The following is a 21,604-nucleotide window of genomic DNA, read 5'->3' as shown; positions in this document are numbered from 1 at the left end:
GCTGGGCGGTCGCGAGGGCGTGACCCCCGCGGGCGACAATTGTCTCGGATAACGCTCAGGGAGTGCAGGGAGATTCCGCCATGGCCACCAGAGATGTCGGGAACGGACCCGTTCTCGGCACACCCGCCGACTTTCCGGACCGTCCCGAGCGGGGCGGCCGGCTCGTCGTGCACGTCGTGATCGGGGTGCTCGTGGCCATCGTCGCAGGTGGCTGGGGTTACGTGATGTGGTCGATGACGGGCACCGCGACGGGCGCCAAGGCGCAGGTGGTCTCGTTCCGGATCGAGGATCAGGCCCGGGCCGAGGTAACCTTCACGGTGCACAAGCCCGACGACCGCTCGGCGGTGTGCCGGATCAGGGCCACGGACGTGAACCACGGGGAAGTAGGCAGCAAGGAAGTAAGAATTCCGGCTGGTGAGGGTAGTAAGCCCCGCAAGGAGCGCCTGGACACCAGTGCCCAGGCGACGTCTGTCCACGTCCAGTACTGCAATCTCGTATAGTGAGACATTTGGGGAAGCGTTCCAGCCGTTGACTTGTTAGCCTTTCGCAATTCAACCGTACGCAACCTTCAGTGATCTCAGGGCCCCCTAAGCAAGCAAGGAGAACCCGTGGCCGACTCTCGCGATGAGAACGTCACATGGCTGACGCAGGAGGCGTACGACCGCCTGAAGGCCGAGCACGAATATCTCTCGGGGCCCGGGCGCGTCGACATCGCCAAGAAGATCGAGGCCGCCCGTGAAGAGGGCGACCTCAAGGAGAACGGCGGTTACCACGCAGCCAAGGACGAGCAGGGCAAGATGGAGGCCCGGATCTTCCACCTCCGTCAGATCCTGGACAGCGCGCAGGTCGGTGAGGCCCCCAAGACCGAGGGCGTGGTCGGCCCCGGCATGACCGTGACGATCCGCTTCGAGGGCGACGACGACGAGGTGACCTTCCTGCTGGCCTCCCGCGAGGAGAGCGGCGCCCCGATCGACGTCTACTCGCCCAAGTCCCCGCTGGGCGCGGCGATCAACGGCAAGAAGATCGGTGAGAAGGCGACCTACAGCATGCCCAACGGCCGCCAGAACACCGTCGAGATCCTCGAGGCTGTGCCGTACATCGGCAACTGACCCCCGCAGACCGGCACCGCCGGGCCCACGACGGCCCGGCGGTGTTCACGCGTGCCCCCTCGGGCATCCGGCAGGACCTCAGCTTTTTGGTCAACACCCCCAGGCGGCGTGACCACCGCAGGCTGATCCCGTTCATCGTGGTGGCGCTGGTGGCCGTGCTGACGGCCGACGTGCTGCTGCTGGCGGAGATCGAGCGCCCGGCGCCGCAGCCCGTCGCCGCCGAGCCCGTACGTCCCCGCCCGGCGCCCCGGCAGAGCCTGATGGCCGGCACGAGGACGGTCGAGCCGGTCAAGCCGCTCGGCACGCTGCACAAGCCGCACCTGTTCGTGGTGACGCGCAAGCCGTTCACCGCCAAGCAGTTAGCCAAGATCGCCAAGGTGCCCGGCGTGCGGGCGATGGAGCTGGCCGACGCCGCCAGCATCACGCTCGACGGCAAGCGGGTGCAGACGCTCGCGGTGTCGCCGTCCACGTTCCGGGCCTACACCCCGAAGGTGACGGCCGCCTCCGACCCGCTGTGGTCGAACGTGGCCGCCGGGGACGTGGCCGTGTCGTTCGTGCTCGGCAACGACGGCGGGCTGACGCTGCACAGCAGGGTCAGCGGGCCGCGCGGGCCGCTGCGGATCGGCGCCTACGCCACCACCGGGCTCGGCGCGGTCGACGCGGTGGTGTCGCGGGAGACCGGGCGGGCGCTCGGCCTGCCGCGCGACAACGCGCTCATCATCAGCGCGCCCAAGACCAACTCGGCCGAGCTCCAGCGCCGGGTGATGAAGCTGCTGCCCAAGGGCACCCAGTCGGCCATGGTCAACCCGGTCCTGCCGCCGACGCGGGCGCGCGAGCGCAACTGGCCGACCGGCTCGTTCATGACCGGCGAGCAGCTCACGGTCGCGCTGGAGGCCGCCGCCTCCAAGCTCGGCCGGCCGTACGTGTGGGGGGCCGAGGGGCCCGACACCTTCGACTGCTCGGGGCTGGTCCAGTGGGCCTTCGCGCGGGCGGGGGTGCGGATGCCGCGCGTGACGCACCAGCAGTGGCTGACCGGCCCGCAGGTGCCGCTCTCCCAGGCGCAGCCCGGTGACCTGCTGTTCTGGCGCAACGACCCCACCAACCCGGCCTACATCTCGCACGTGGCCATCTACTGGGGCAAGGGCAAGATGCTGCACGCGCCGCGCACGGGCGACGTGGTCAAGATCGCACCGATCAGCACCCGCAACCTGGCCGGGGTGGTGCGGGTGAGCCCGCAGGCCGCCGGGCGGGTCTGAACGGTTCCCCCTACGGATACCCGATGGGCTTCGGCGCGTGCATTCGGGACGCAACTGTGTAATGGTGATTACATGGCAAGCGATGATGTGACCGCGCAGATACGCGGCTGGTTCACCGGGCGGCTCCCCGAGGGCTGGTTCACCGGTGCGCCCGAGGTCATCAGGGACCGCGAGGAGATCGCGGTGCTCGGCACGCTGCCCGACCCGCCGGCCGGCGCCGACGACGCCGAACGGGCCGCGCTCGTCGAGGGGCTGATCCGGCGCTTCCGCGAGGAGACCCGGGAGCGGCGGATCGAGATCGCCAAGGAGGCCGAGCGCCGGTTCCGGCAGAAGGTCTCGTGGGGCGTCGTCTGCGGTGGCGAGACTGTGATGTTCACCACACTCTCTGTGCCCGTTATGACCAGATTGCGGCAATCTGAGCGGCAAGTTCTCGACACGCTCGTGGCCGCCGGCGTGGCCCGCAGCCGCAGTGACGCCCTCGCCTGGTGCGTCCGTCTCGTCGGCCGCAACACCGACACCTGGCTGGCCGAGTTGCGCGACGCGCTCCAGCACGTCGACCGCGTTCGCTCCGCCGGCCCCGATCTGCATTCCTGAGGCACGCAGGGAAAACCGTCCGGGCAATGGACTAAACCATTTCCGAAATTGGTTTAGACCATCCCTATTGGACTGAACCAGTGCCCGGACGAGTTTCTTTTAAATCGTGTCCCGGTGGGTAGGCTCCCCCAATCGTCGAGGCCGCTGCCTGCGGCGACACCCGAGTCAGAGGTCTACGCCAATTGGCTTTCGGGTGCCGTCGTCGTTAATGATGAGCGGGCCCTGAGAGAGTGGAGGAGCCGCAGTCGTGTCCGTTTCCGTGGAAGTCCACGCGCCGACCAGCAATCGCGAATTGGCCGCGTGGGTGAAAGAGATAGCGACCCTTACCGAGCCGGACCGGATCGAGTGGTGCGACGGCTCCGAGGAGGAGTGGACGCGCCTGACGAACCTCCTCGTGGAGCAGGGCACGTTCGTCCGCCTGGCCAAGCGGCCCAACAGCTTCTACGCCAAGTCCGACCCGAGCGACGTGGCGCGGGTGGAGGACCGTACGTTCATCTGCTCCGAGCGCGAGCAGGACGCCGGCCCGACCAACAACTGGATCGCTCCAGCCGAGATGCGCCGGACCTTCGGCAAGCTGTTCAAGGGCTGCATGCGCGGGCGCACCATGTACGTGGTGCCGTTCTGCATGGGACCGCTGGGCGGCGAGATCTCCCAGCTCGGCGTCGAGATCACCGACTCGCCCTACGTCGCGGTGTCGATGCGGATCATGACCAGGATGGGCGAGCGGGCGCTGCGGCTCATCGAGGAGCGCGGCGAGTTCGTCAAGGCCGTCCACAGCGTGGGCGCGCCCCTGGAGCCGGGCCAGGACGACGTGGCCTGGCCGTGCAGCTCCACCAAGTACATCAGCCACTTCCCGGAGACCCGCGAGATCTGGTCCTACGGCTCCGGCTACGGCGGCAACGCGCTGCTCGGCAAGAAGTGCTACGCGCTGCGCATCGCCAGCGCCATGGCCCGCGACGAGGGCTGGCTGGCCGAGCACATGCTCATCCTCAAGCTCACTCCGCCCACCGGCGAGACCCGCTACATCGCCGCCGCCTTCCCGAGCGCCTGCGGCAAGACGAACCTGGCCATGCTCCAGCCGACCATCCCCGGCTGGAAGGTCGAGACCGTCGGCGACGACATCGCCTGGATGCGCTTCGGTGACGACGGCCGCCTGTACGCCATCAATCCCGAGGCCGGCTTCTTCGGCGTCGCGCCCGGCACCGGCCAGGTCACCAACGCCAACGCGGTCAAGACGCTCTGGGGCAACAGCATCTTCACCAACGTCGCGCTCACCGACGACGGCGACGTGTGGTGGGAGGGCCTGACCGAGGAGCCGCCCGCGCACCTCACCGACTGGAAGGGCCGTCCCTGGACGCCCGACAGCGGCGAGCCCGCGGCGCACCCGAACGCCCGCTTCACCACACCCGCCTCGCAGTGCCCGACCATCGCCCCCGAATGGCAGGACCCCAAGGGCGTGCCCATCTCGGCGATCCTGTTCGGCGGCCGCCGCGCCACGGCGGTGCCGCTCGTGACCGAGTCGCTGAGCTGGGAGCACGGCGTCTTCCTCGGAGCCAACGTCGCCTCCGAGAAGACCGCCGCCGCCGAGGGCAAGGTAGGCGAGCTGCGCCACGACCCGTTCGCCATGCTGCCCTTCTGCGGCTACAACATGGGCGACTACTTCGGCCACTGGCTCAAGATCGGCCGTCGCAAGGGCGCCAAGCTGCCGCGCATCTACTACGTCAACTGGTTCCGCAAGAACGCCGACGGCAAGTTCATCTGGCCCGGCTTCGGCGAGAACAGCCGCGTGCTGAAGTGGATCGTGGACCGGCTCAACGGCGAGGCCAAGGCCGTGCCCACGCCGATCGGCCTGCTGCCGGAGACGCTCGACACCGAGGGCCTGGACCTGCCCGAGGAGGACCTGCGCACGCTGCTCACCGTCGACCGCGAGGTCTGGCGCGAGGAGGCGGCGCTGATTCCCGCCCACTTCGACACCTTCGGCACCCATCTGCCCAAGGAACTGTGGGAGGAGTACAACGCACTCCTCGACCGGCTCTCCTGACCTTGCGCGTGCGGTGCGGCCGTTCTAGCTTGGCCGTACCGCACCCGGGGGAGTCGTGGATGAACTTATCGATCGTCGCCGTCCTCGTGGCGGCGGTGTTCCTGATCGCCGCCGAGCCGTACGTCGCCGTCGCGCGACGGCGGGTCGCCGAGAAGCCGCCCAGCGGCATCGATCACCACTTGTCTCACTATGAGCTGGCCTATCTGGCCGGCGGGCCCCGGCGGGCCGTCAACACGGCGCTGACCGTCCTCGCGACGGCCGGCGCCGTCCGCGTCTCACGGGCCGGAGTCAGCCTCGTGTACGGCGCCGCGCCGTCGCCCGTGCCCGTCGAGCAGGCGGTGATCGACTACCTGGCGGCCAGGCCCGGCGGGTGCACCGCCGCGGAGGTGCGGCGCGGGCTCGCCGAAGACCGCGCGGTGACCGCGATGGCCGACGGCCTCGTCCGCCGCGGGCTGCTCGTGCCCGAGGGCGCGCTCGACCACGCCCGTTCGCGGATGCGCCTGCTGGTGACCGCGCTGTTCGTGGTGATAGGCGTCGACGCCGCCGCCCTCGCCCTGACCGCCGGCGGTCTGCTGGGCGACCCCGACGACCTCTCCGTCCTCACGCCCATCAGCCTGTTCACCGTGGTCTACGGGATCGCCACGGTCCTGCGCCAGCGCGAGAAGCTGCGCGCCGTGCTCACCCGCGAAGGGCGGCAGGTCCTGAAGACGGCGCGCTCGGCGCACCCGCGCACCGCCCGCGACCGCACGTCCGTCGCCGCGGCCGTCGGCGTGCCCGTCGCCCTGTACGGGCTCGGCGCGGCCGGCGATCCCGTGATCACCGACGAGCTGGCCAGAGGTGCCCCGGGCGGCGACGTGAGCGGGGTCTGCGGCAGCCACGCCGACCATTCGTCGGGCTTCGGCGACAGCTCCTCCTCCGACAGCTCCTCCTCCGGCGGCGGAGGCTGCGGGGGTGGCGGCGGCTGCGGTGGCGGCGGATAGGTTCTTGAGACCTTCACGGCACAGCCGTCCGGCCGGGGCCGATCATCTCTCCAACGACAGCGTCGTCCGCGGACACCTTCCACCGAAGAGGAGGCCGCTTTGGACAGCATCCCCGGGCTCGTCCTCACCCTGATCGTCTGCGCCGCCCTGGCCGTGCCCATCTCCCGGGCCGTCTCCGCCCTGGCCGAGCTCGACCGGCGGCAGCGCGCCGGCGGCGACGGCGACCGCACCCGCGACCTGACCCCCTACGAGCTGGCCTACCTGGCGGGCGGGCCCAAACGGGTGGTCAACACCGCCATCGCCGTCCTGGTCCGCTCCGAACGGCTGCGCGTCTCACGCGGCGGTCAGCTGCACCGCCTCACCGGCTCCTCCCGCCCGAAGGAGCCGGTCGAGCGGGCCGTCCTCGACGCCGTACGGGCGCAGCCCGCGGGCCTGCCCGCCGCCTCCGTACGCCACCAGGTGGGCAACGGCCCCGCCGTGGACAGCGTGCGGCACCAGCTCGTCCGGTACGGGCTGCTGGTGCCCGACGGCTCCCACGCGACGGCCAGGCGGCTGCTCAGGCGGCTCAAGGCGCTGTCGGTGGTGTCGCTCGTCCTGGCCGTGGCCGGGCTCGCCGTCTTCCTGGCCGTGCCGCACACCCTGGTCGTCGGGTTCGGCGCGGCGGCCCTCGCCGTGGCCGGCGTCACCGGCCTGATCGCGCACCGCCGCCGGCGGGCGCTCGCCGACGAGCTCACGGACGCCGCCCACGAGCACCTGCGCCTCGCCCGCTCCGCCCACCCCGCGGGCGTCCTCGCCGCGTCCGGCATGGGCGCCCTCGCCGTCCCGGTCGCCGTGCCCGTCGCCCTGCACGGCCTCGGCGAGCTGGGCGACCCCGAGCTGGAGGCCGAGCTCCACAGCCGCGGCCAGGACGTCCCGTACGGATCGAGCTGCGCGGGCGGCAGTTGCGGCGGCGTCGGCGGCAACGACTTCGGCAGCGGCAGTAGCAGTGGCAGCGGCGACAGCGGAGGCGGCGGCGGTGACGGCGGCGGCGGTTCCAGCTGCGGCGGCGGTTGCGGAGGCTGCGGCGGCGGCTGACCCCGCCGCCTCCGGTCCCGCCCGGTCGCGTGTCAGCGGCGGCGTCAGCCCGGTGACGGCCCGGCGTCAGCGCGACCGGCGACCGTGGACGTCATGGACGGTGCAGCGAGTCGCTGACGACAGTCCATGACCGCCACCTGGGACCGAACACCGTAGGTAGGGACAGTCATGAGGGAACAAGGCAACCACGGCTCCTCCGCAGCAGGACACGCCGGAGCGACCGGGACGATCCGCCGCGACGGCGGCGCGCCAAGGCGCCGCCACACCGTCTTCCGGCCGATGGCGGTCACAGCACTGGCGACCGGGCTGCTGGCCGGGGCCATCGCACCCCCGGCTGTCGCGCCGGCCGCGGCCGCCGCCACCAGCAGCGCGGTCGTGTCGAACGACGCCGGCCAGGACCGCCCGGAGCTGCAGCGGGCCGCCCAGGCGTTCGTCGACGCCGGGTTCCTCGGCGTGCAGGTGCGCGTGCGCGACGAGCGGGGCGAGTGGACCGGCAGCGCCGGGCGGCGCAAGCTGGGCGCGAGCGCGAAGCCGCCCGCGAACGGGCACACCTGGGTGGGCAGCGTCACCAAGACCTTCGTCGCGACCGTGGTGCTGCAACTGGTGGCCGAGGGCGAGCTCGGGCTGGACTCCCCGGTGGACGGCTACCTGCCCGAGTATGGGCTGGACCGGCGGATCACGGTCCGCATGCTGCTGCAGCACACCAGCGGCCTGTTCAACTACACCGGCGACCTCGCCCCCGACGGCTCATGGGTGCCCGGTCTCCCCGCGACGGGCAAGGAGTGGCTGGACAACCGGTTCCGCTCCTACCAGCCGGAGGAGCTGGTGCGGTTCGCGCTGTCCAAGCCGGTCAAGTTCGCGCCGGGGGCGGACTGGAGCTACTCCAACACCAACTACACGCTGGCCATGCTGCTGATCGAGAAGGTCACCGGCCGTTCGTTCGACGCGGAGCTGAAGCGGCGGGTCGTGCGGCCGCTCGGGCTGACGGGCACCGTCGTGCCGGGCGACCGGACCCGGCTGCCCGGCCCGTACGCCCACGGCTACTTCCGCTACCAGGACGCCGGCCAGTGGAAGGTGGCCGACGTCTCCCGCCAGAACAACACCCTGCTGGCCGGCGCCGGTGACATGATCTCGACCACCGAGGACCTCCAGACGTTCTTCTCCGCGCTCAACGGCGGCAAGCTCCTGCCGGCCCGGCTGCTGACCGAGATGCGCGAGCCGCACGCCAAGAGCGACCCCCTCTACGGCCGCTACGGCCTCGGGGTGTTCGTCAAGGACCTCGGCCCCGGCTGCGGCACCGTGGTCAACCACAACGGCAGCCCCCCGGCGGGCTACGCGGCGCTGATGTACAGCTCGCCCGACGGCGCCAGGACCGTGACGGCCGCGCTGACCGCCGGAGACGCCGAACTCGACATGGCCGCCTATCCGAAGCTGCTGGACGGGCTCGTCAAGGCGGCGCTCTGCGACGGGCAGCCCACCGGCTGACCAGGCGCCGGACGACGGGAGGGACGAAGGTCACCCGCCCGGGGGTTTCCCCGGGCGGGCAGGTGGCGGTTTCATGGGCGGCGACGCCGGAACCTGACGATCGGGGAGGGTGCGTGGAGCGGCTGGGTGTGGGGATCGGCTGGCGGGCGGAGATCGACCTGACCGTCGAACGGCTGCCGGGCGTCGAGTTCGTGGAGGTCATCGCCGAGAACGTGCGCCCGGCGGCACTCCCGCACTCGCTGCGGCTGCTGCGCGAACGCGGCCTGCCCGTCATCCCGCACGGCGTCAGCCTGGGCGTCGGCGGCGCCGAACCACCCTCGCTCGCCACGCTCGCCCACCTCGCCGCCTGCGCCCAGGCCCTCGACGCGCCGCTGGTCAGCGAGCACCTGGCGTTCGTCAGGGCGGGCGGCATCGAGGCCGGCCACCTCCTGCCCGTGCCCCGCACCCGCGACGCGCTCAAGGTCGTCGCCGAGAACGTCCGCCAGGCCCAGGACGCCCTCCCCGTGCCGCTCGCCCTGGAGAACGTCGCCGCCCTCTTCGGCTGGCCCGACGACGAGCTCACCGACGCCCAGTTCCTCACCGAACTCGTCGAACGCACCGGCGTACACCTGCTGATCGACGTGGCCAACCTCTACACCAACCAGGTCAACCTCGGCCTCGACGCCGCCCACGCCCTCGACACCCTGCCCCTGGAACGGCTCGCGTACGTCCACGTGGCCGGCGGGTACGAGCGGGACGGCGTCTGGCACGACACCCACACCACGGCCGTCCCCGATGCCGTCCTCGACGTCCTCGCCCAGCTCCGCGCCCGCGTCGACCCGCCGGGCGTCCTTCTCGAATGGGACGACCACTACCCCAGCGACGACGCCCTGGCCGCCGAGCTCTCCCGCATCCGGGCGGCACTGGCATGACCGGCGAGCGCGACGACCTCGCCCGGGCCCAGCAACGGCTGATCGCCGCCCTGGTCACCGGCGCGCCCCCGCCCGACGGCTTCGACCCCGAACGGCTGCGCATCCAGGCGAACAGCCTCGTCGCCAAACGCCGCAGCGTCGTGGCCAGGCTCCGCCCGGACGCCGCCGCCGCCTCGGGGCCCGACCTGGCCGCCGACTTCGCCGCGTACGCCGCCTCCCGCACCGCCCCGCCGCCCGGCTACCGCGCCGACGCCGACGACTTCGCCGCCTGGCTCACCGCCCACGGCAAACTCCTCCCGCCCCCCAAGCCCCCTTGGTGGACCCGCTTCCTCCCGCACCGATAACCCAGGCGTTGCGCGTACGTCCTGTTGAGGAGGGGCGGGGACCGGGCCGCAGGCGCGCCCTCCCGGCTGCTGGCGGCGGTCCTGGCAGGGGGAGGGCGGGGCCCTTGGGGCGGGCGTGCCCTCCCACCTGCTTGCGGCTGCGTACGCCTTGCCGGGGAACGGGGTTGGTTGGTGCCGGGTGGGAAGAGCTGCCGTACGGGGCGGGGCGGGGGCGAGCTGGGCTGCTGGTTGCGTACGATTCCGGTGTGGGAGCCGCGGCCGGGCGGGCGGTGCTGACGTCGGCGGAGCCGGCGGGCTTCGTCCGTGGCCTGGTCCACGAGGCCGAGATCATCTGTTGTGAAGAACTATCGCGTTCAGGCACGGGCACGGGCGAAACGCGGTGATAATTGCCTGTTAGGTCATCCGACCTGAGGCACGCCAGCGCTGGAGGGACTCCGTGGGCCTGCGCGATCTGGTCTACCGGCTGTATGAGCGCCGGTTGGAGGCCAAGCTGTCGAAGGACAGCATTCCCCGGCACGTCGGGGTGATCATCGACGGCAATCGCCGCTGGGCGCGTGCCATGGGCATGAGTGATGTGGCCAAGGGCCACCGCAAGGGCGCGGACAAGATCTCCGAGCTGCTCGGCTGGTGCCGTGAGACGGGTGTCGAGGTCGTCACGGTCTGGATGCTGTCCAACGACAACCTGAACCGGCCCAGCGAGGAGCTGGAGCCGTTGCTGCGCATCATCGAGGACGTCACGCAGGAGCTGGTGGACCAGGGCTGGCGGATCAGCCCGGTCGGCGCGCTCGATCTGCTGCCGGATCGCACGGCTAATGTCCTAAAAACTGCGAAAGAAGCAACATCGCACCGTCCCGGCCTGATTGTGAACGTTGCAGTTGGGTATGGAGGAAGGCGTGAGATTGCCGATGCGGTGCGCTCACTCCTGCAGGAGCATGCGAGCAAGGGCGCGAGCATCGAGGACCTCTTCGAGGTGCTCGATGTCGAACATATCGCGGAGCATCTCTACACCCGCGGCCAACCCGACCCGGATCTCCTCATCCGGACCTCGGGCGAGCAGCGTCTGTCGGGCTTCATGCTGTGGCAGAGCGCTCATTCAGAGTTCTACTTCCACGAGGCATACTGGCCCGACTTCCGCAGGGTCGATTTCCTGCGGGCGCTGCGCGACTACGCTGCGAGACACCGGCGTTACGGTTCCTGACGGGACATCTGGGTATCCAGGACGTAACGTTGGAAGTGTCCGGCCGCAGGCCGGACGCTCCGGAAAGGGCCCGCCTTTGCGCCAACACTGCCGAGGGGGGCCGGAGTCCGGCGCCCCCGGTGGCATGTCGCGGTCGGGGACACGGGCCCGGTCCGATTCCCGCCTCGTCTGCAGGGCGCCCGTCCCCATGGGCGCCCGGGGGAGAACGTGTGGCAGTGTCCTCGAGCAACCCTTCGTCCAACTCGGCCAAGCGCACGTACGTGCTCGACACATCGGTCCTGCTCGCCGACCCGGCGGCCATGACCCGCTTCGCGGAGCACGACGTCGTTCTGCCGATCGTCGTCATCACTGAGCTGGAGGGGAAGCGGCACCATCCCGAGCTGGGCTACTTCGCCAGAAAGGCCCTGCGCTACCTTGACGACCTGCGGGTTCAGTACGGCCGGTTGGACGAGCCGATGCCGACCGGCGACGGCACGATCAGGGTTGAGCTCAATCACAGCGATCCGTCCATCCTGCCCGTGGGCTTCCGCCTGGGCGACAACGACACCCGCATCCTGACGGTGGCCCGTTCGCTGGCCGCCGAGGGGTGTGACGTCGTGCTCGTCTCCAAGGACCTGCCGATGCGGGTCAAGGCGGCCTCGATCGGCCTGGCCGCGGAGGAGTACCGCGCCGGTCTGGTGATCGAGTCGGGCTGGACGGGGATGGCCGAGGTCCAGGTGACCGCGGAGGACGTCGAGACGCTGTTCGACAGCGGCACGGCCGATCTCGAGGAGGCCAGGGACCTGCCGGCGCACACCGGTCTGCGGCTGCTGTCGGCGAAGGGTTCGGCCCTCGGCCGGGTCCAGCCGGACAAGTCGGTCAAGCTGGTGCGCGGCGACCGCGAGGTGTTCGGTCTGCACGGCCGGTCGGCGGAGCAGCGCATCGCGCTGGAGCTGCTGATGGACCCGGAGATCGGCATCGTGTCGCTGGGCGGCCGGGCCGGCACCGGCAAGTCGGCGCTGGCGCTCTGCGCGGGCCTGGAGGCCGTCCTGGAGCGCCGCCAGCACCGCAAGGTGGTGGTGTTCCGCCCGCTGTACGCGGTGGGCGGCCAGGAGCTGGGCTACCTGCCGGGCACCGAGGGCGAGAAGATGGGCCCGTGGGCGCAGGCGGTCTACGACACGCTGAGCGCGGTCACCACGCCCGAGGTGATCGACGAGGTGCTCGACCGGGGCATGCTGGAGGTGCTTCCGCTCACCCACATCCGCGGCCGGTCGCTGCACGACGCGTTCGTGATCGTGGACGAGGCGCAGTCGCTGGAGCGCGGCGTCCTGCTGACCGTGCTCAGCCGGGTCGGCGCCAACTCGCGCGTGGTGCTCACGCACGACATCGCCCAGCGTGACAACCTGCGCGTCGGGCGGCACGACGGCGTGGTGGCGGTGGTGGAGAAGCTCAAGGGCCATCCGCTGTTCGCGCACGTGACGCTCACGAGGTCGGAGCGCTCGCCGATCGCCGCGCTGGTGACGGAGATGCTGGAGGACATCACCCTCTAGGGCTCACCTGCTCCGGGCACTGGAGACCGCCCTCGCGCCTGGCCGGGCGGCGGTCTCCGTACGTCTGCACGATCCTGATGTCCTCGACGGAGGGGTCCTGCTGGGCCGTGCAGACGATCTGGGCTTTGCCGACCCTGGTCAGGGTTCCATCGCCGCGGATGTAGATGGTGAGCGTCGAGGTCCTGGGCAGCCTGACCTCGTCGCGCGGGACGGGGTTCAGCGAGTCCTCGATGCGTTCGAGCGTGAAGCCGCGCAGCGCCGTGTCCAGGTCGCCGAGCGGCTTGGTGGAGGCCGCGAACAGGGCGTTCAGCAGGCTGCTGACCGAGTCGGACTGGACGTCGGCGGGCTCCAGCGACAGTTCGCCGTCCTTGAGCAGGTAGATGGTCTTCGAGGGCGGCGGGATGTCGACGACGGGCGCCTGGGCCCGGTCGACCACGTCGGTGGGCGCGATGCCGCACGCCGCCGTCAGCAGCAGCAGGGCTCCGGCCAGGGTCCGTCTCATGCCAGCGGGCTCCTGTTGTGCGGGAGCCAGACGGTGAAGAGCGTGCCGGGGTGCTGGGCGCGTACGGAGATCGTGCCGCCGTGCAGGTGCACGTTGGCGCGCGCGATCGCCAGGCCCAGCCCGCTGCCCTGGCTGCGGGCGCGGCCGGAGCCCGCCTTGAAGAAGCGGTCGAAGACGTGCGGCATCGCCTCCGGCGGGATGCCCTTGCCGTGGTCGCGCACCTTCACCTCCAGGCCGTTGTCCGTGGCTCTCGCGCTGACCATCACGGGTGGTTCGCCGTGTTTGAGGGCGTTGCCGACGAGGTTGGCGACGATGACGTCGAAGCGTCTGGGGTCGAGGCTGACGAGGAGGCTGCGGGAGGAGTTCACCCGGACCTTCTCGCTCCAGCCGCGCACCTCCAGGCAGTCCTGGATCGCGTCGGCGACGTTGACCTCCTCCAGGTTAAGCGTGGCGGTGCCCGCGTCGAAGCGGCTGACCTCGATGAGGTGCTCGACGAGCTCGCGCAGCCGTTCGATCTCGCGCAGGACCAGCCGTACGGCCTCGGCGGGGGCCTGCGGGAGCCGGTTGGCCTCCTCCGAGAGCATGTCGGCCACGGCCGTCATGGCGGTCAGCGGGGTGCGTAGCTCGTGCGACACGTCGGCGACGAACCTGCGCGACATCGCCTCCAGGGAGCGCAGTTCCGACACGCTCAGCTCCAGGGCCGCCGCGGCGTCGTTGAACCGGGCGGTGAGCTCGGCCAGCTCGTCCTGCCCGCGTACGGGCAGGCGGGTGTCGAGGCGGCCCTCGCCGAGCGCCTGGGCGGCCGCGCTGAGCCGCCGTACGGGCAGCAGCACCTGCCGGGCCGACAGCAGTGCCACGATCAGCGCTATGCCCACGATGGCCGAGCCGCCCTGGGCGAGCTTGGAGCGCAGCGTGGCGAGCTGGCTCTCCTCGTCGCGCATGGGGAAGAAGACGAACGCGCGCAGCCCGGTGGCCTCGGGGCCGGCGCCGTGGTCGCGGTAGACCTCGGCGCCCACGATCAGCCACAGCTCGCCGTGCAGGAGCTGGCGCTGGGAGACGACCATCTGCTTGGCGCGGCCGTGCAGCTCGTTCGGCACGTCGGCCATGGTCATCGGGCCGTCGGCGTTCGTCAGGTTGCCGTACTCGATCACCACGCTGCGGCCGGGCCCGTCGAGCGCCTGGGTCAGGTAGCCGAGCTCGCGGGTGCTGGGCGCGGCCTCGCCGGGCCGCAGCCGGCCGATGGGGAAGGTGATCCGGCTGAGCTCCCGGGAGATGAGGTCGACGGCGGAGTCCTCGGCCCGCTTGACCAGCGCCGACTTGGCCAGTTCGAAGCCGATGGTGGCGACCAGGACCGACGCGGTCACGGCGACCAGGGTGAAGGTGATGACCAGGCGCGCCCGGAACCCGGTGGGCAGCCTCATCACGGAGGGCTGAACCGGTAGCCGAACCCGCGGACGGTGTGGATGAACACCGGCTCGGCCGGCCTCGGCTCGATCTTGGCGCGGACCCGCTGCACGCAGGCGTCGACGAGCCGGGAGTCGGCCACGTGCGTGTGGTCCCAGACGGCGCGCAGCAGGTAGCGCCGGTTGAGCACCTGGCCGGGGTGGCGCACCAGCTCCAGCAGCAGCCGCAGCTCGGTGGGCGTCAGGTGGATCTCCTTGCCTGCCAGCGTGACCTTGAGCGCGCCCCGGTCGATCATGAGGTCGCCGAACGTGATGCGGTCGGAGGAGGCCGATTCGGCGCGGCGCAGGATGGCGCGGATGCGCGCGTCGAGCACGCGTGGTTCGACGGGTTTGACCACGTAGTCGTCGGCACCCGCCTCCAGGCCGACGACCACGTCGAGGTCGTCGCCGCGGGCGGTGAGGAGGATGACGGGGAGCTGGTCGAGCTTGCGGATGCGGCGGCACACCTCGACGCCGTCGATGCCGGGCAGCATGACGTCGAGAATGGCGATCTCGGGACGGCGTGACCGGATGTGGTCCAGGGCCTCCTCACCCGTCGCGTAGGAGGTGACGGAGTGCCCCTGCCGGGCCAGCGCCAGCTCCAGAGCTGTGCGGACCGAGGGGTCGTCTTCGACGAGAAGGATGCCTGCCACTCGCACATTATTCCGGCTTGTCAGGTATATCCGGGTTGTGTCATGAAACTGTGACGCGCCTCTTGCCTGATCCTTAAACCCCTGTAACAGCGTATGAATCGGCCCTCCCCTCGGTTACGGGTGCCCGAGGGGCGGGCCAACCAGTGTGACCAAAATCACAGTTGCCGGTAACCTGCTGGTTGGCCAAGGTACGGCCAAGCGAATCCCGTGTTCCGGTTGCGCAGCACCCCCCAAGTCACGGCAAGCTCATGGATCGTGAGCCCAGGTCCCAGGTTGAGTGAGCGCCCGTCGCGCAGCGTCCCCCGCTCGGCACGCCGACGCTCGCGGGTGACCCCCAAGCGAGTCGTGATCATCGGCCTCTCCGCCGTGATCGTCTTCGGCGGCGGCGGCTTCGTCGCCTACCGCGCCATCGAGAACGCCAGCGCCCCGCCGGCCGACCCGCTCTCGCTGGAGGACCTCGGCCGGATGGCCAGCGGCGACTTCTACTCGCCCGACCCCGAGGCCGACCAGCTCAAGGAGGCCGCGCTCCAGGCCCACAGGGCCAAGAAGCTCAAGGAGGGCCGGGCGGCCAACGACGACCCGCTCGACGTCATCGAGATCAAGAAGCAGGCGCCCGGCGGCGACGGCTTCCCGCCCGCCAACTTCCCGCCCGGCAGCGACCCCTCGCCCGGCAGCAACAAGGCCACGGCCAAGGCCATGCTGTCCTCGTTCGGCTTCGGCACCGACCAGTGGGGCTGCCTGGAGAACCTCTGGCAGAAGGAGAGCGGCTGGAACGAGCGGGCGATGAACCGCTACTCCGGCGCCTACGGCATCCCCCAGTCGCTGCCCGGCAGCAAGATGGCCAGCGCCGGCGCCGACTGGCAGACCAATGCCGCCACCCAGATCAAGTGGGGCCTCGGCTACATCAAGGGCCGCTACGGCACCCCTTGCGGCGCCTGGGGGCACTCGCAGGCCAGGGGATGGTATTAACAGGTCAGCATTCCTCCTGTAATCGGCAAGCCGTCAGGCCCCGCCGTGTATGACCGCGCACGCTGGCCGCATGGGTGTGAAGGTCAGTGTGATCGTCAATGTCCACAACCCGGGGGATTCCGCCGACGCGTGCATCCGCTCCACACTGGAGCAGACGCTGCCGCCGGACGCGTATGAAGTGATCTTCGTGGACGACGGGTCCACGGACGGCATCGCCGAACGGCTCGACACCGTCGCCGCCGTGCGCCGCAACGTGCGCGTGCTGCACCTGCCGCACACGGGCTCGCCCATGCGCGGCCGCAACGTCGGCATCGCCTCCGCCCGGGGCGACTACGTCTACCTGCTCGACCAGCACGACCGGCTGGAGCGGGACGCGCTGGAGCGCATGCACGAGCGGGCCGTCGAGACCGACGCCGACGTGCTGGTGGGCCGCCTGGTGCGCGACGGCGGGCCGCCGATGACCGCCTTCGGCCGCAGCAAGGCCCGCGCCGACATCCTGCGCGACCGGCTGCTCACCCTGCTCACCCCGCACAAGCTCTACCGCCGCGCCTTCCTGGAGGAGCACGAGCTAGGCTTCGCCGTCCCCGGCGGGGCCATCGCCGAGCAGGCGTTCGCCGTCCGCTGCTACCTCCAGGCCAAGGTCATCGCCGTCCTCGCCGAACAGGTCTGCTGCCACCTCGGCGAACGCCCGCCCGCCCCCGAGGAGCCGCGCGCCGCCGTCCGCGAGCTGCGCGCCCTACTGCGCGACATCGACGCGTACGTGGGCGAGGGCCGGCAGCGGGACCGCATGTACGCGTTCTGGTTCCGCTCGGCGGTGCTGCGGCCGTTCCTGTCGACGGCGTTCGCCGGGTCGTCCACCGACCGGGGCGCCTACTTCCGCATGATCCAGGAGCTGGTGGCCGAACGGTTTCCGGACCGGCTCGACCGCTACCTGCCCGTCCAGCTCAGGGCCGTGGCCGCGCTGATCCGCGCCGGCCGGCTCGACCAGCTCGTCATGCTGGCCAACTCCACCCGGCGGGCCGGGCTGAGCGCCGGGCTGACCGAGGTGCGCTGGGACGCCCAGGTGCTCGTGCTCGGCCTGGAGGTCGAGGTGCTGAGCGGCGACGGCAAGCCCGAGCGCTTCCGCGTCGACGACGACCGCCTGCACTGGCGGCCGCCCAGGGCCGTCGACCCCAAGCTGCTCCCGCAGAGCGTCACCGACGTCAGCGAATCCGTCGAACGCGCCCGCATCGAGGTCTACCTGCGGCACGCCGAGTCCGGCGACGTGCACTTCCTGCCGGTGGCCTACCAGGTCGAACGGGTGCCCGACGGCCGCAAGCACGCCCGGGTGCGCATCGTCGGCGAGGCCAGGGTCGACGTGACCGCGGCCGCGCAGGGCGAGCCGCTCAGGCCCGGCCAGTGGGAGGTGCACGTGCGCATGTTCGGCGGCGCCCACCAGGCCAGGAGCCGGGTCCGGCGGCCGGAGGGCCCGCTCAACTGCCTCGGCGTGCTGGCCCAGCGGCCCAGGATGCGGCTCGTGGTGCCCTGCTGGACCGACGCGGGCGAGTTCGGCCTGGCCGTGGAGCCACGCACGTTCACCGAGTCGATCGCGCTGGTGTCGCCGGGCGTGGAGACCAAGCTGGTCGGTGAGAGCCTGTTCGTGGTGCTGCCCGTGCCGTACCTGCCGCCGAGCGGCGGGCCGCCGCTGGAGCTGGTGCTGCGCGGCACCGGCCGCAGGCCCCGCGAGGTGTCTGCGCCCGCGCTGGCCGAGGCCGGGGTGCCCGGCAAGATCGCCGGGCAGCTCGTGGCCAAGCTGCCGATCAAGCGCAGGATGCCGGGCCGCGACGAGCTCGGGACCGGCGTGTGGCTGCCGGTGCTGCGGGGCCCGGAGGAGGAGGTCGGGCTCCGGTTCGCGCTGGAGGTGCGCAAGGGCCGGGTCACCGTGCACCCGGCCACCGCCGCCGACCCGAAGCGGCGCTCCCCGATGGGCCGCGACACCCGGCTGCACCGGCTGGGCCGGCGGCTGCCCGGCGCGCGGCACATGGTGCGGCTGGCCCGCGCGCACAAGCACCGCTACCTGCGCGACTGAACCCACGCCTCCAGCTCGGCGAACGACTCGCGGAACACCGGCAGCATCGGCGTCAGCCTGCCGGGGTGGGCGTCGACCAGGCCGTCGAGATGGTTGCCGCCCTCCACCCGGTGATAGCGGAAGGGGCGGTGCGGCCCGACCATCTCGGCGTACACGTCGGAGGAGCGCGAGATCGGCAGCAGCGAGTCGAGCGTGCCGTGGATGGTGATCAGCGGCTTGGTGATCCTGCCGGTCAGCGCGATCCTGGCCACCGCCGCGTACGGCCTGCGCTCGGCGTAGTCGTAGTCGGCCGGGGCGCCCTCGTAGGACGGGTCCAGCTCACGCTGGTAGAGCTGCTGGGTGAGCTCCCAGTAGTGCTGCCGGTGGAACGGCCACAGGAACTCCGAGCCCGCCGCGAACCCGGCCCGCCGCACGCCCTCCGGGTCCGGGTACGCCTTCAGCGCCTCCGGCAGGTAGTCGAGCAGGTTGTCGCCCTTGAGCCGCCAGAGCGTGCCCTCCCAGTCGAGGCCGCCGTCGTAGAGGTGGCCGCGGTTCTCCAGCTGCCACCTGACCAGGTAGCCGCCGTTGGAGATCCCGGCCATGAACGTACGGGCCGGCTTCCTGCCGTAGCGCTGCCTGACGACGGCCTTGGCGGCGAGCGTGAGCTGGGTGACGCGCTCGTTCCACTCGGCGATCGCGTCGCCGGGGCGGCGGCCGTCGGTGTGGAAGTCCAGGCCGGTGTTGCCCTTGTCCGTGGCGGCGAACGCATAGCCCTTGGCCAGCACCCAGTCGGAGATCGTGAAGTCGTTGGCGTACTGCTCCCGGTTGCCCGGGGTGCCGGTGACGACCAGGCCGCCGTTCCAGTCGTCGGGCAGCCGGATGACGAACTGGGAGTCGTGGTTCCAGCCGTGCGTGGCGTTGGTGGTGGAGGTGTCGGGGAAGTAGCCGTCGATCTGGACGCCGGGCACGCCGGTGGGGTTGACCGTGGCGGCCGGGTGCAGTCCGGCCCAGTCGGCGGGGTCGGTGTGGCCGCTGGCGACCGTGCCGGCGGTGGTGAGGTCGTCGAGCCGGGCGGTGACGGCGTGCTCGGCGCCCGGCACGGTCAGCCCGCCGGGGCCGCCGGGCACGAGCAGGCTCGCCACGAGCGACATGGCCACGATCATCGTGCCTCCTCGAGGTGCGCGGCCAGCAGCCGGTCGAAGTCGGCGGGCCGCTCCAGGTGCGGGCTGTGGCCGCAGTCGTCCAGCACGACCTCCCGGTAGCGGCCGTAGCGCTCCAGCACCGCCCGGGTCTGGGCGACCATCGGCTGCGCGGGCGTGCCGGGGGAGCCGGGCACCACGCCCAGCGCCCCGAGGTGGGCCAGGTCGTACAGGGAGGTGTCGGAGACGATCAGGTCGTCGGCGCCCCTGATCCACAGGATGGGCGGCCTGGGCTCGACCTGCGGCAGGCCGTCGAGCCGGAAGTGGGTGGGGGCCAGGGCGTTGAGCACGCCGTGCTTGCCGGGGGCGACGTGCGGCCAGGCCGCCGAGGTGGCCGGGTCGCCCGGGTAGTTGGCCTCGCCGACGCGGGTGGTGAGCATCGCCCGTACGTAGAAGTCCTCGTCGGGCACCGGGTGCTTGACGTAGGTGGCGCGGAAGACCGAGCGGGGCGAGGCGGGCGACTCGTCCGACAGGTCGCCGGCCTTCAGCCGGGTGACGAAGTCGGGGTTCGCGGCCCCGGCTCCGGCGCCCGCGCCGTCGGGGTGCGTGAGCGTGCCGTCGGGGCCGTGCGTGCCGCCCCAGCCGTACGGGGACACCGGGTTCACCAGCGTGACGCTCCTGACCAGGGCCGGGTGGTCGAGCAGGAGCTGCAGCACGACGCCGCCGCCCATGCTCCAGCCGACCAGGTGGAGCGCGGTCAGGCCGAGGGCGTCGGCCAGCTCCGCCAGGTCGTCGGAGAAGTCGCGGACGCCGCGCGTGGCGTCGACCGGCTCCGGGTCGCTCTCGCCGAAGCCGCGCAGGTCCACCGCGAGCGGGCGGAAGCCGCCGGGCAGCGCGGCCATGCTGTCGCGCCAGAACGCGCCGGAGGAGACGTTGCCGTGCACGAACAGCACCGGCTCGCCGGTGCGGCCCTCGACGGTCCTGACGTGCTGGGTGAGCCTCGGCGTGGTGATCTTCACGCGCGGATCCTCTCTGCCAGGTCGCGGCCCTGGGTCTCCTTGGCGGCGTAGACGGCGGCCAGGGTGAGCGCCGACGCGAGCGCCAGGTAGGCGGAGATCGGCAAGCTGCTGCCGAACTCCCGCAGGAGCTGGACCGCGATGATCGGGGCCAGCGCGCCGGCGACGATCGCCGAGAGCTGCGCGCCGATCGACACGCCGGTGTAGCGCATCCTCGTCCCGAACAGCTCCGAGAAGAAGGCCGCCTGCGGGCCGTACATCATGCCGTGGAACAGCAGCCCCACCGTCACCGCCAGCGTGATCGCCAGGAAGTTGCCCGTGTCGATCAGCGGGAAGAACGCGAAGATCCACAGCCCGACGCCCGCGGCCCCCGCCAGGTAGATCGGGCGGCGGCCGAACCGGTCCGACAGCGCCCCCCACAGCGGGATCGTCACGAAGTGGATCGCCGAGGCGATCAGCACCGCGCCGAGCACGGTCGAGTTGTCCAGACCGGTCGTCTTGGCGTAGGTGATGACGAAGACCGTGATCAGGTAGAAGGAGATGTTCTCCGCCATCCGGGCGCCGATCGCGATGACCACGTCCCGCCAGTGGTGCCGCAGCACGCCCACGATCGGCGGCGCCTTCTCCGGGGCGGCCTGCTGGAACACCGGCGACTCGGTGATCGTCAGCCGGATCCAGAGCCCGATCAGCACCAGCACGCCCGACAGCAGGAACGGCACCCGCCAGCCCCACGCCAGGAAAGCCTCGTCCGACTGGAACGCCGCCAGCGCGGCCAGCACGCCGGTGGCCAGCAGGTTGCCGCCCGGCGCGCCCGCCTGCGGCCAGGACGCCCAGAAGCCGCGCCGCTTCGCGTCGCCGTGCTCGGAGACGATCAGCACCGCGCCGCCCCACTCGCCGCCCAGCGCGAACCCCTGCACCAGCCGCAGCCCCGTCAGCAGCAGCGGCGCCGCCGCGCCGATGCCCGCGTACGTGGGCAGGCAGCCGATCAGGAACGTGGCGACGCCCATCATGAGCAGGCTGACCACGAGCAGCGTCTTGCGGCCGACGCGGTCGCCGAAGTGGCCGAACACCAGCCCGCCGAGCGGGCGGGCGACGAAGCCGACGGCGTAGGTGAGGAACGCCAGCAGCGTCCCGGTGAGCGGATCGGACTCGGGGAAGAAGAGCTGGTTGAACACGAGTGCGGCTGCCGAGCCGTACAGGAAGAAGTCGTACCACTCGATGGTGGTGCCGATCAGGCTCGCGCCGACGATCTTCTTGATGGAAGTGGCCATGCCGTCACGCTAGGGAGTGACCCGCGTCACTCATATGGGCGCCG

Annotated in this window: 20 protein-coding genes; 14 read left to right on the top strand and 6 right to left on the bottom strand. The window is 71.4% G+C overall.

Annotation, left to right across the window (positions count from 1 at the left end; all coding sequences use genetic code 11):
- The first annotated feature begins 80 nt into the window (after window positions 1-80).
- From ACWDXC_RS31340 to ACWDXC_RS31285, 12 genes are all read left to right on the top strand, one after another.
- Window positions 81-500, top strand: coding sequence for a DUF4307 domain-containing protein (locus ACWDXC_RS31340; protein WP_219505010.1), 420 nt, complete (start codon window positions 81-83; stop codon window positions 498-500).
- 108 nt (window positions 501-608) lie between these two features.
- On the top strand, window positions 609-1,109 hold the full coding sequence (gene greA / locus ACWDXC_RS31335) for a transcription elongation factor GreA (protein ID WP_219505008.1): 501 nt from the start codon (window positions 609-611) through the stop codon (window positions 1,107-1,109).
- Window positions 1,110-1,150: 41 nt separating this feature from the next.
- Window positions 1,151-2,365: a C40 family peptidase gene (locus ACWDXC_RS31330; RefSeq protein ID WP_308125747.1), complete on the top strand. Its 1,215-nt coding sequence runs from the start codon at window positions 1,151-1,153 to the stop codon at window positions 2,363-2,365.
- A gap of 72 nt (window positions 2,366-2,437) precedes the next feature.
- A complete protein-coding gene (locus ACWDXC_RS31325; RefSeq protein WP_364176878.1) occupies window positions 2,438-2,959 on the top strand; it encodes a hypothetical protein in 522 nt (173 codons plus the stop codon).
- A gap of 247 nt (window positions 2,960-3,206) precedes the next feature.
- A complete protein-coding gene (locus ACWDXC_RS31320; RefSeq protein ID WP_449987692.1) occupies window positions 3,207-5,000 on the top strand; it encodes a phosphoenolpyruvate carboxykinase (GTP) in 1,794 nt (597 codons plus the stop codon).
- A 59-nt stretch (window positions 5,001-5,059) separates the two neighbouring features.
- The gene (locus ACWDXC_RS31315; protein ID WP_449987690.1) at window positions 5,060-5,980 is read left to right on the top strand and encodes a TIGR04222 domain-containing membrane protein; all 921 of its coding nucleotides are present in this window, start codon (window positions 5,060-5,062) and stop codon (window positions 5,978-5,980) included.
- A gap of 99 nt (window positions 5,981-6,079) precedes the next feature.
- The gene (locus tag ACWDXC_RS31310) at window positions 6,080-7,054 is read left to right on the top strand and encodes a TIGR04222 domain-containing membrane protein (protein WP_449987688.1); all 975 of its coding nucleotides are present in this window, start codon (window positions 6,080-6,082) and stop codon (window positions 7,052-7,054) included.
- Window positions 7,055-7,222: 168 nt separating this feature from the next.
- A complete protein-coding gene (locus tag ACWDXC_RS31305; protein ID WP_449987686.1) occupies window positions 7,223-8,539 on the top strand; it encodes a serine hydrolase domain-containing protein in 1,317 nt (438 codons plus the stop codon).
- Between the two features lie 113 nt (window positions 8,540-8,652).
- Complete coding sequence (locus ACWDXC_RS31300) at window positions 8,653-9,450, top strand: DUF692 domain-containing protein (RefSeq protein ID WP_449987684.1); 798 nt, start codon at window positions 8,653-8,655, stop codon at window positions 9,448-9,450.
- On the top strand, window positions 9,447-9,794 hold the full coding sequence (locus ACWDXC_RS31295; protein ID WP_449987681.1) for a hypothetical protein: 348 nt from the start codon (window positions 9,447-9,449) through the stop codon (window positions 9,792-9,794). The genes ACWDXC_RS31300 and ACWDXC_RS31295 overlap by 4 nt, the downstream gene beginning before the upstream one ends.
- A 436-nt stretch (window positions 9,795-10,230) precedes the next feature.
- Window positions 10,231-10,992 (top strand): isoprenyl transferase, encoded by a 762-nt coding sequence (locus ACWDXC_RS31290; protein WP_049573692.1) that lies wholly within the window; start codon window positions 10,231-10,233, stop codon window positions 10,990-10,992.
- Window positions 10,993-11,252: 260 nt separating this feature from the next.
- Window positions 11,253-12,521, top strand: coding sequence for a PhoH family protein (locus ACWDXC_RS31285; protein WP_219505104.1), 1,269 nt, complete (start codon window positions 11,253-11,255; stop codon window positions 12,519-12,521).
- Here the strand turns inward: ACWDXC_RS31285 and ACWDXC_RS31280 are convergent.
- From ACWDXC_RS31280 to ACWDXC_RS31270, 3 genes are read right to left on the bottom strand one after another with little or no spacing between them, the layout of a single operon-like run.
- On the bottom strand, window positions 12,511-13,023 hold the full coding sequence (locus tag ACWDXC_RS31280; protein ID WP_449987679.1) for a hypothetical protein: 513 nt from the start codon (window positions 13,021-13,023) through the stop codon (window positions 12,511-12,513). The two genes, ACWDXC_RS31285 and ACWDXC_RS31280, sit on opposite strands and share 11 nt — an antisense overlap.
- Complete coding sequence (locus ACWDXC_RS31275; protein WP_449987676.1) at window positions 13,020-14,444, bottom strand: ATP-binding protein; 1,425 nt, start codon at window positions 14,442-14,444, stop codon at window positions 13,020-13,022. Before ACWDXC_RS31275 ends, ACWDXC_RS31280 begins: the two co-directional genes overlap by 4 nt.
- Window positions 14,444-15,118, bottom strand: a complete 675-nt coding sequence (locus ACWDXC_RS31270) for a response regulator transcription factor (RefSeq protein ID WP_219504991.1) — start codon at window positions 15,116-15,118, stop codon at window positions 14,444-14,446. The genes ACWDXC_RS31275 and ACWDXC_RS31270 overlap by 1 nt, the downstream gene beginning before the upstream one ends.
- A gap of 327 nt (window positions 15,119-15,445) precedes the next feature.
- Here ACWDXC_RS31270 and ACWDXC_RS31265 point away from each other — a divergent pair, with 327 nt between their 5' ends.
- Together ACWDXC_RS31265 and ACWDXC_RS31260 are read left to right on the top strand one after the other, a co-directional pair.
- Complete coding sequence (locus ACWDXC_RS31265) at window positions 15,446-16,087, top strand: aggregation-promoting factor C-terminal-like domain-containing protein (protein WP_308125745.1); 642 nt, start codon at window positions 15,446-15,448, stop codon at window positions 16,085-16,087.
- Window positions 16,088-16,157: 70 nt separating this feature from the next.
- Window positions 16,158-18,155 carry a glycosyltransferase family 2 protein gene (locus tag ACWDXC_RS31260; RefSeq protein ID WP_449987672.1) on the top strand — a complete coding sequence of 666 codons (1,998 nt, stop codon included), beginning with the start codon at window positions 16,158-16,160 and terminating at the stop codon, window positions 18,153-18,155.
- Here ACWDXC_RS31260 and ACWDXC_RS31255 read toward each other — a convergent pair.
- The 3 genes from ACWDXC_RS31255 to ACWDXC_RS31245 are packed head-to-tail and all read right to left on the bottom strand — an operon-like array spanning window position 18,140 to window position 21,560.
- Complete coding sequence (locus ACWDXC_RS31255) at window positions 18,140-19,297, bottom strand: alpha/beta hydrolase family protein (protein ID WP_364176846.1); 1,158 nt, start codon at window positions 19,295-19,297, stop codon at window positions 18,140-18,142. The two genes, ACWDXC_RS31260 and ACWDXC_RS31255, sit on opposite strands and share 16 nt — an antisense overlap.
- Window positions 19,294-20,292, bottom strand: coding sequence for an alpha/beta fold hydrolase (locus ACWDXC_RS31250; protein WP_449987669.1), 999 nt, complete (start codon window positions 20,290-20,292; stop codon window positions 19,294-19,296). Before ACWDXC_RS31250 ends, ACWDXC_RS31255 begins: the two co-directional genes overlap by 4 nt.
- Window positions 20,289-21,560: an MFS transporter gene (locus ACWDXC_RS31245; protein ID WP_449987667.1), complete on the bottom strand. Its 1,272-nt coding sequence runs from the start codon at window positions 21,558-21,560 to the stop codon at window positions 20,289-20,291. Before ACWDXC_RS31245 ends, ACWDXC_RS31250 begins: the two co-directional genes overlap by 4 nt.
- Between the last annotated feature and the right edge of the window lie 44 nt (window positions 21,561-21,604).

It is taken from the genome of Nonomuraea sp. NPDC003214 (genome assembly GCF_053590035.1).
Note: the sequence above shows the minus strand (reverse complement) of the source record. Positions and strands in the feature narration are given on the sequence as shown.

What these genes read in the sequence shown, in the direction of transcription:
- ACWDXC_RS31245 (WP_449987667.1), bottom strand. Translation starts at nt 21,560, where the DNA reads ATGGCCACTTCCATCAAGAAGATCGTCGGCGCGAGCCTGATCGGCACC.
- ACWDXC_RS31315 (WP_449987690.1), top strand. Translation starts at nt 5,060, where the DNA reads ATGAACTTATCGATCGTCGCCGTCCTCGTGGCGGCGGTGTTCCTGATC.
- ACWDXC_RS31340 (WP_219505010.1), top strand. Translation starts at nt 81, where the DNA reads ATGGCCACCAGAGATGTCGGGAACGGACCCGTTCTCGGCACACCCGCC.
- ACWDXC_RS31305 (WP_449987686.1), top strand. Translation starts at nt 7,223, where the DNA reads ATGAGGGAACAAGGCAACCACGGCTCCTCCGCAGCAGGACACGCCGGA.
- ACWDXC_RS31255 (WP_364176846.1), bottom strand. Translation starts at nt 19,297, where the DNA reads ATGATCGTGGCCATGTCGCTCGTGGCGAGCCTGCTCGTGCCCGGCGGC.
- ACWDXC_RS31275 (WP_449987676.1), bottom strand. Translation starts at nt 14,444, where the DNA reads ATGAGGCTGCCCACCGGGTTCCGGGCGCGCCTGGTCATCACCTTCACC.
- ACWDXC_RS31280 (WP_449987679.1), bottom strand. Translation starts at nt 13,023, where the DNA reads ATGAGACGGACCCTGGCCGGAGCCCTGCTGCTGCTGACGGCGGCGTGC.
- ACWDXC_RS31325 (WP_364176878.1), top strand. Translation starts at nt 2,438, where the DNA reads ATGGCAAGCGATGATGTGACCGCGCAGATACGCGGCTGGTTCACCGGG.
- ACWDXC_RS31260 (WP_449987672.1), top strand. Translation starts at nt 16,158, where the DNA reads ATGGGTGTGAAGGTCAGTGTGATCGTCAATGTCCACAACCCGGGGGAT.
- ACWDXC_RS31295 (WP_449987681.1), top strand. Translation starts at nt 9,447, where the DNA reads ATGACCGGCGAGCGCGACGACCTCGCCCGGGCCCAGCAACGGCTGATC.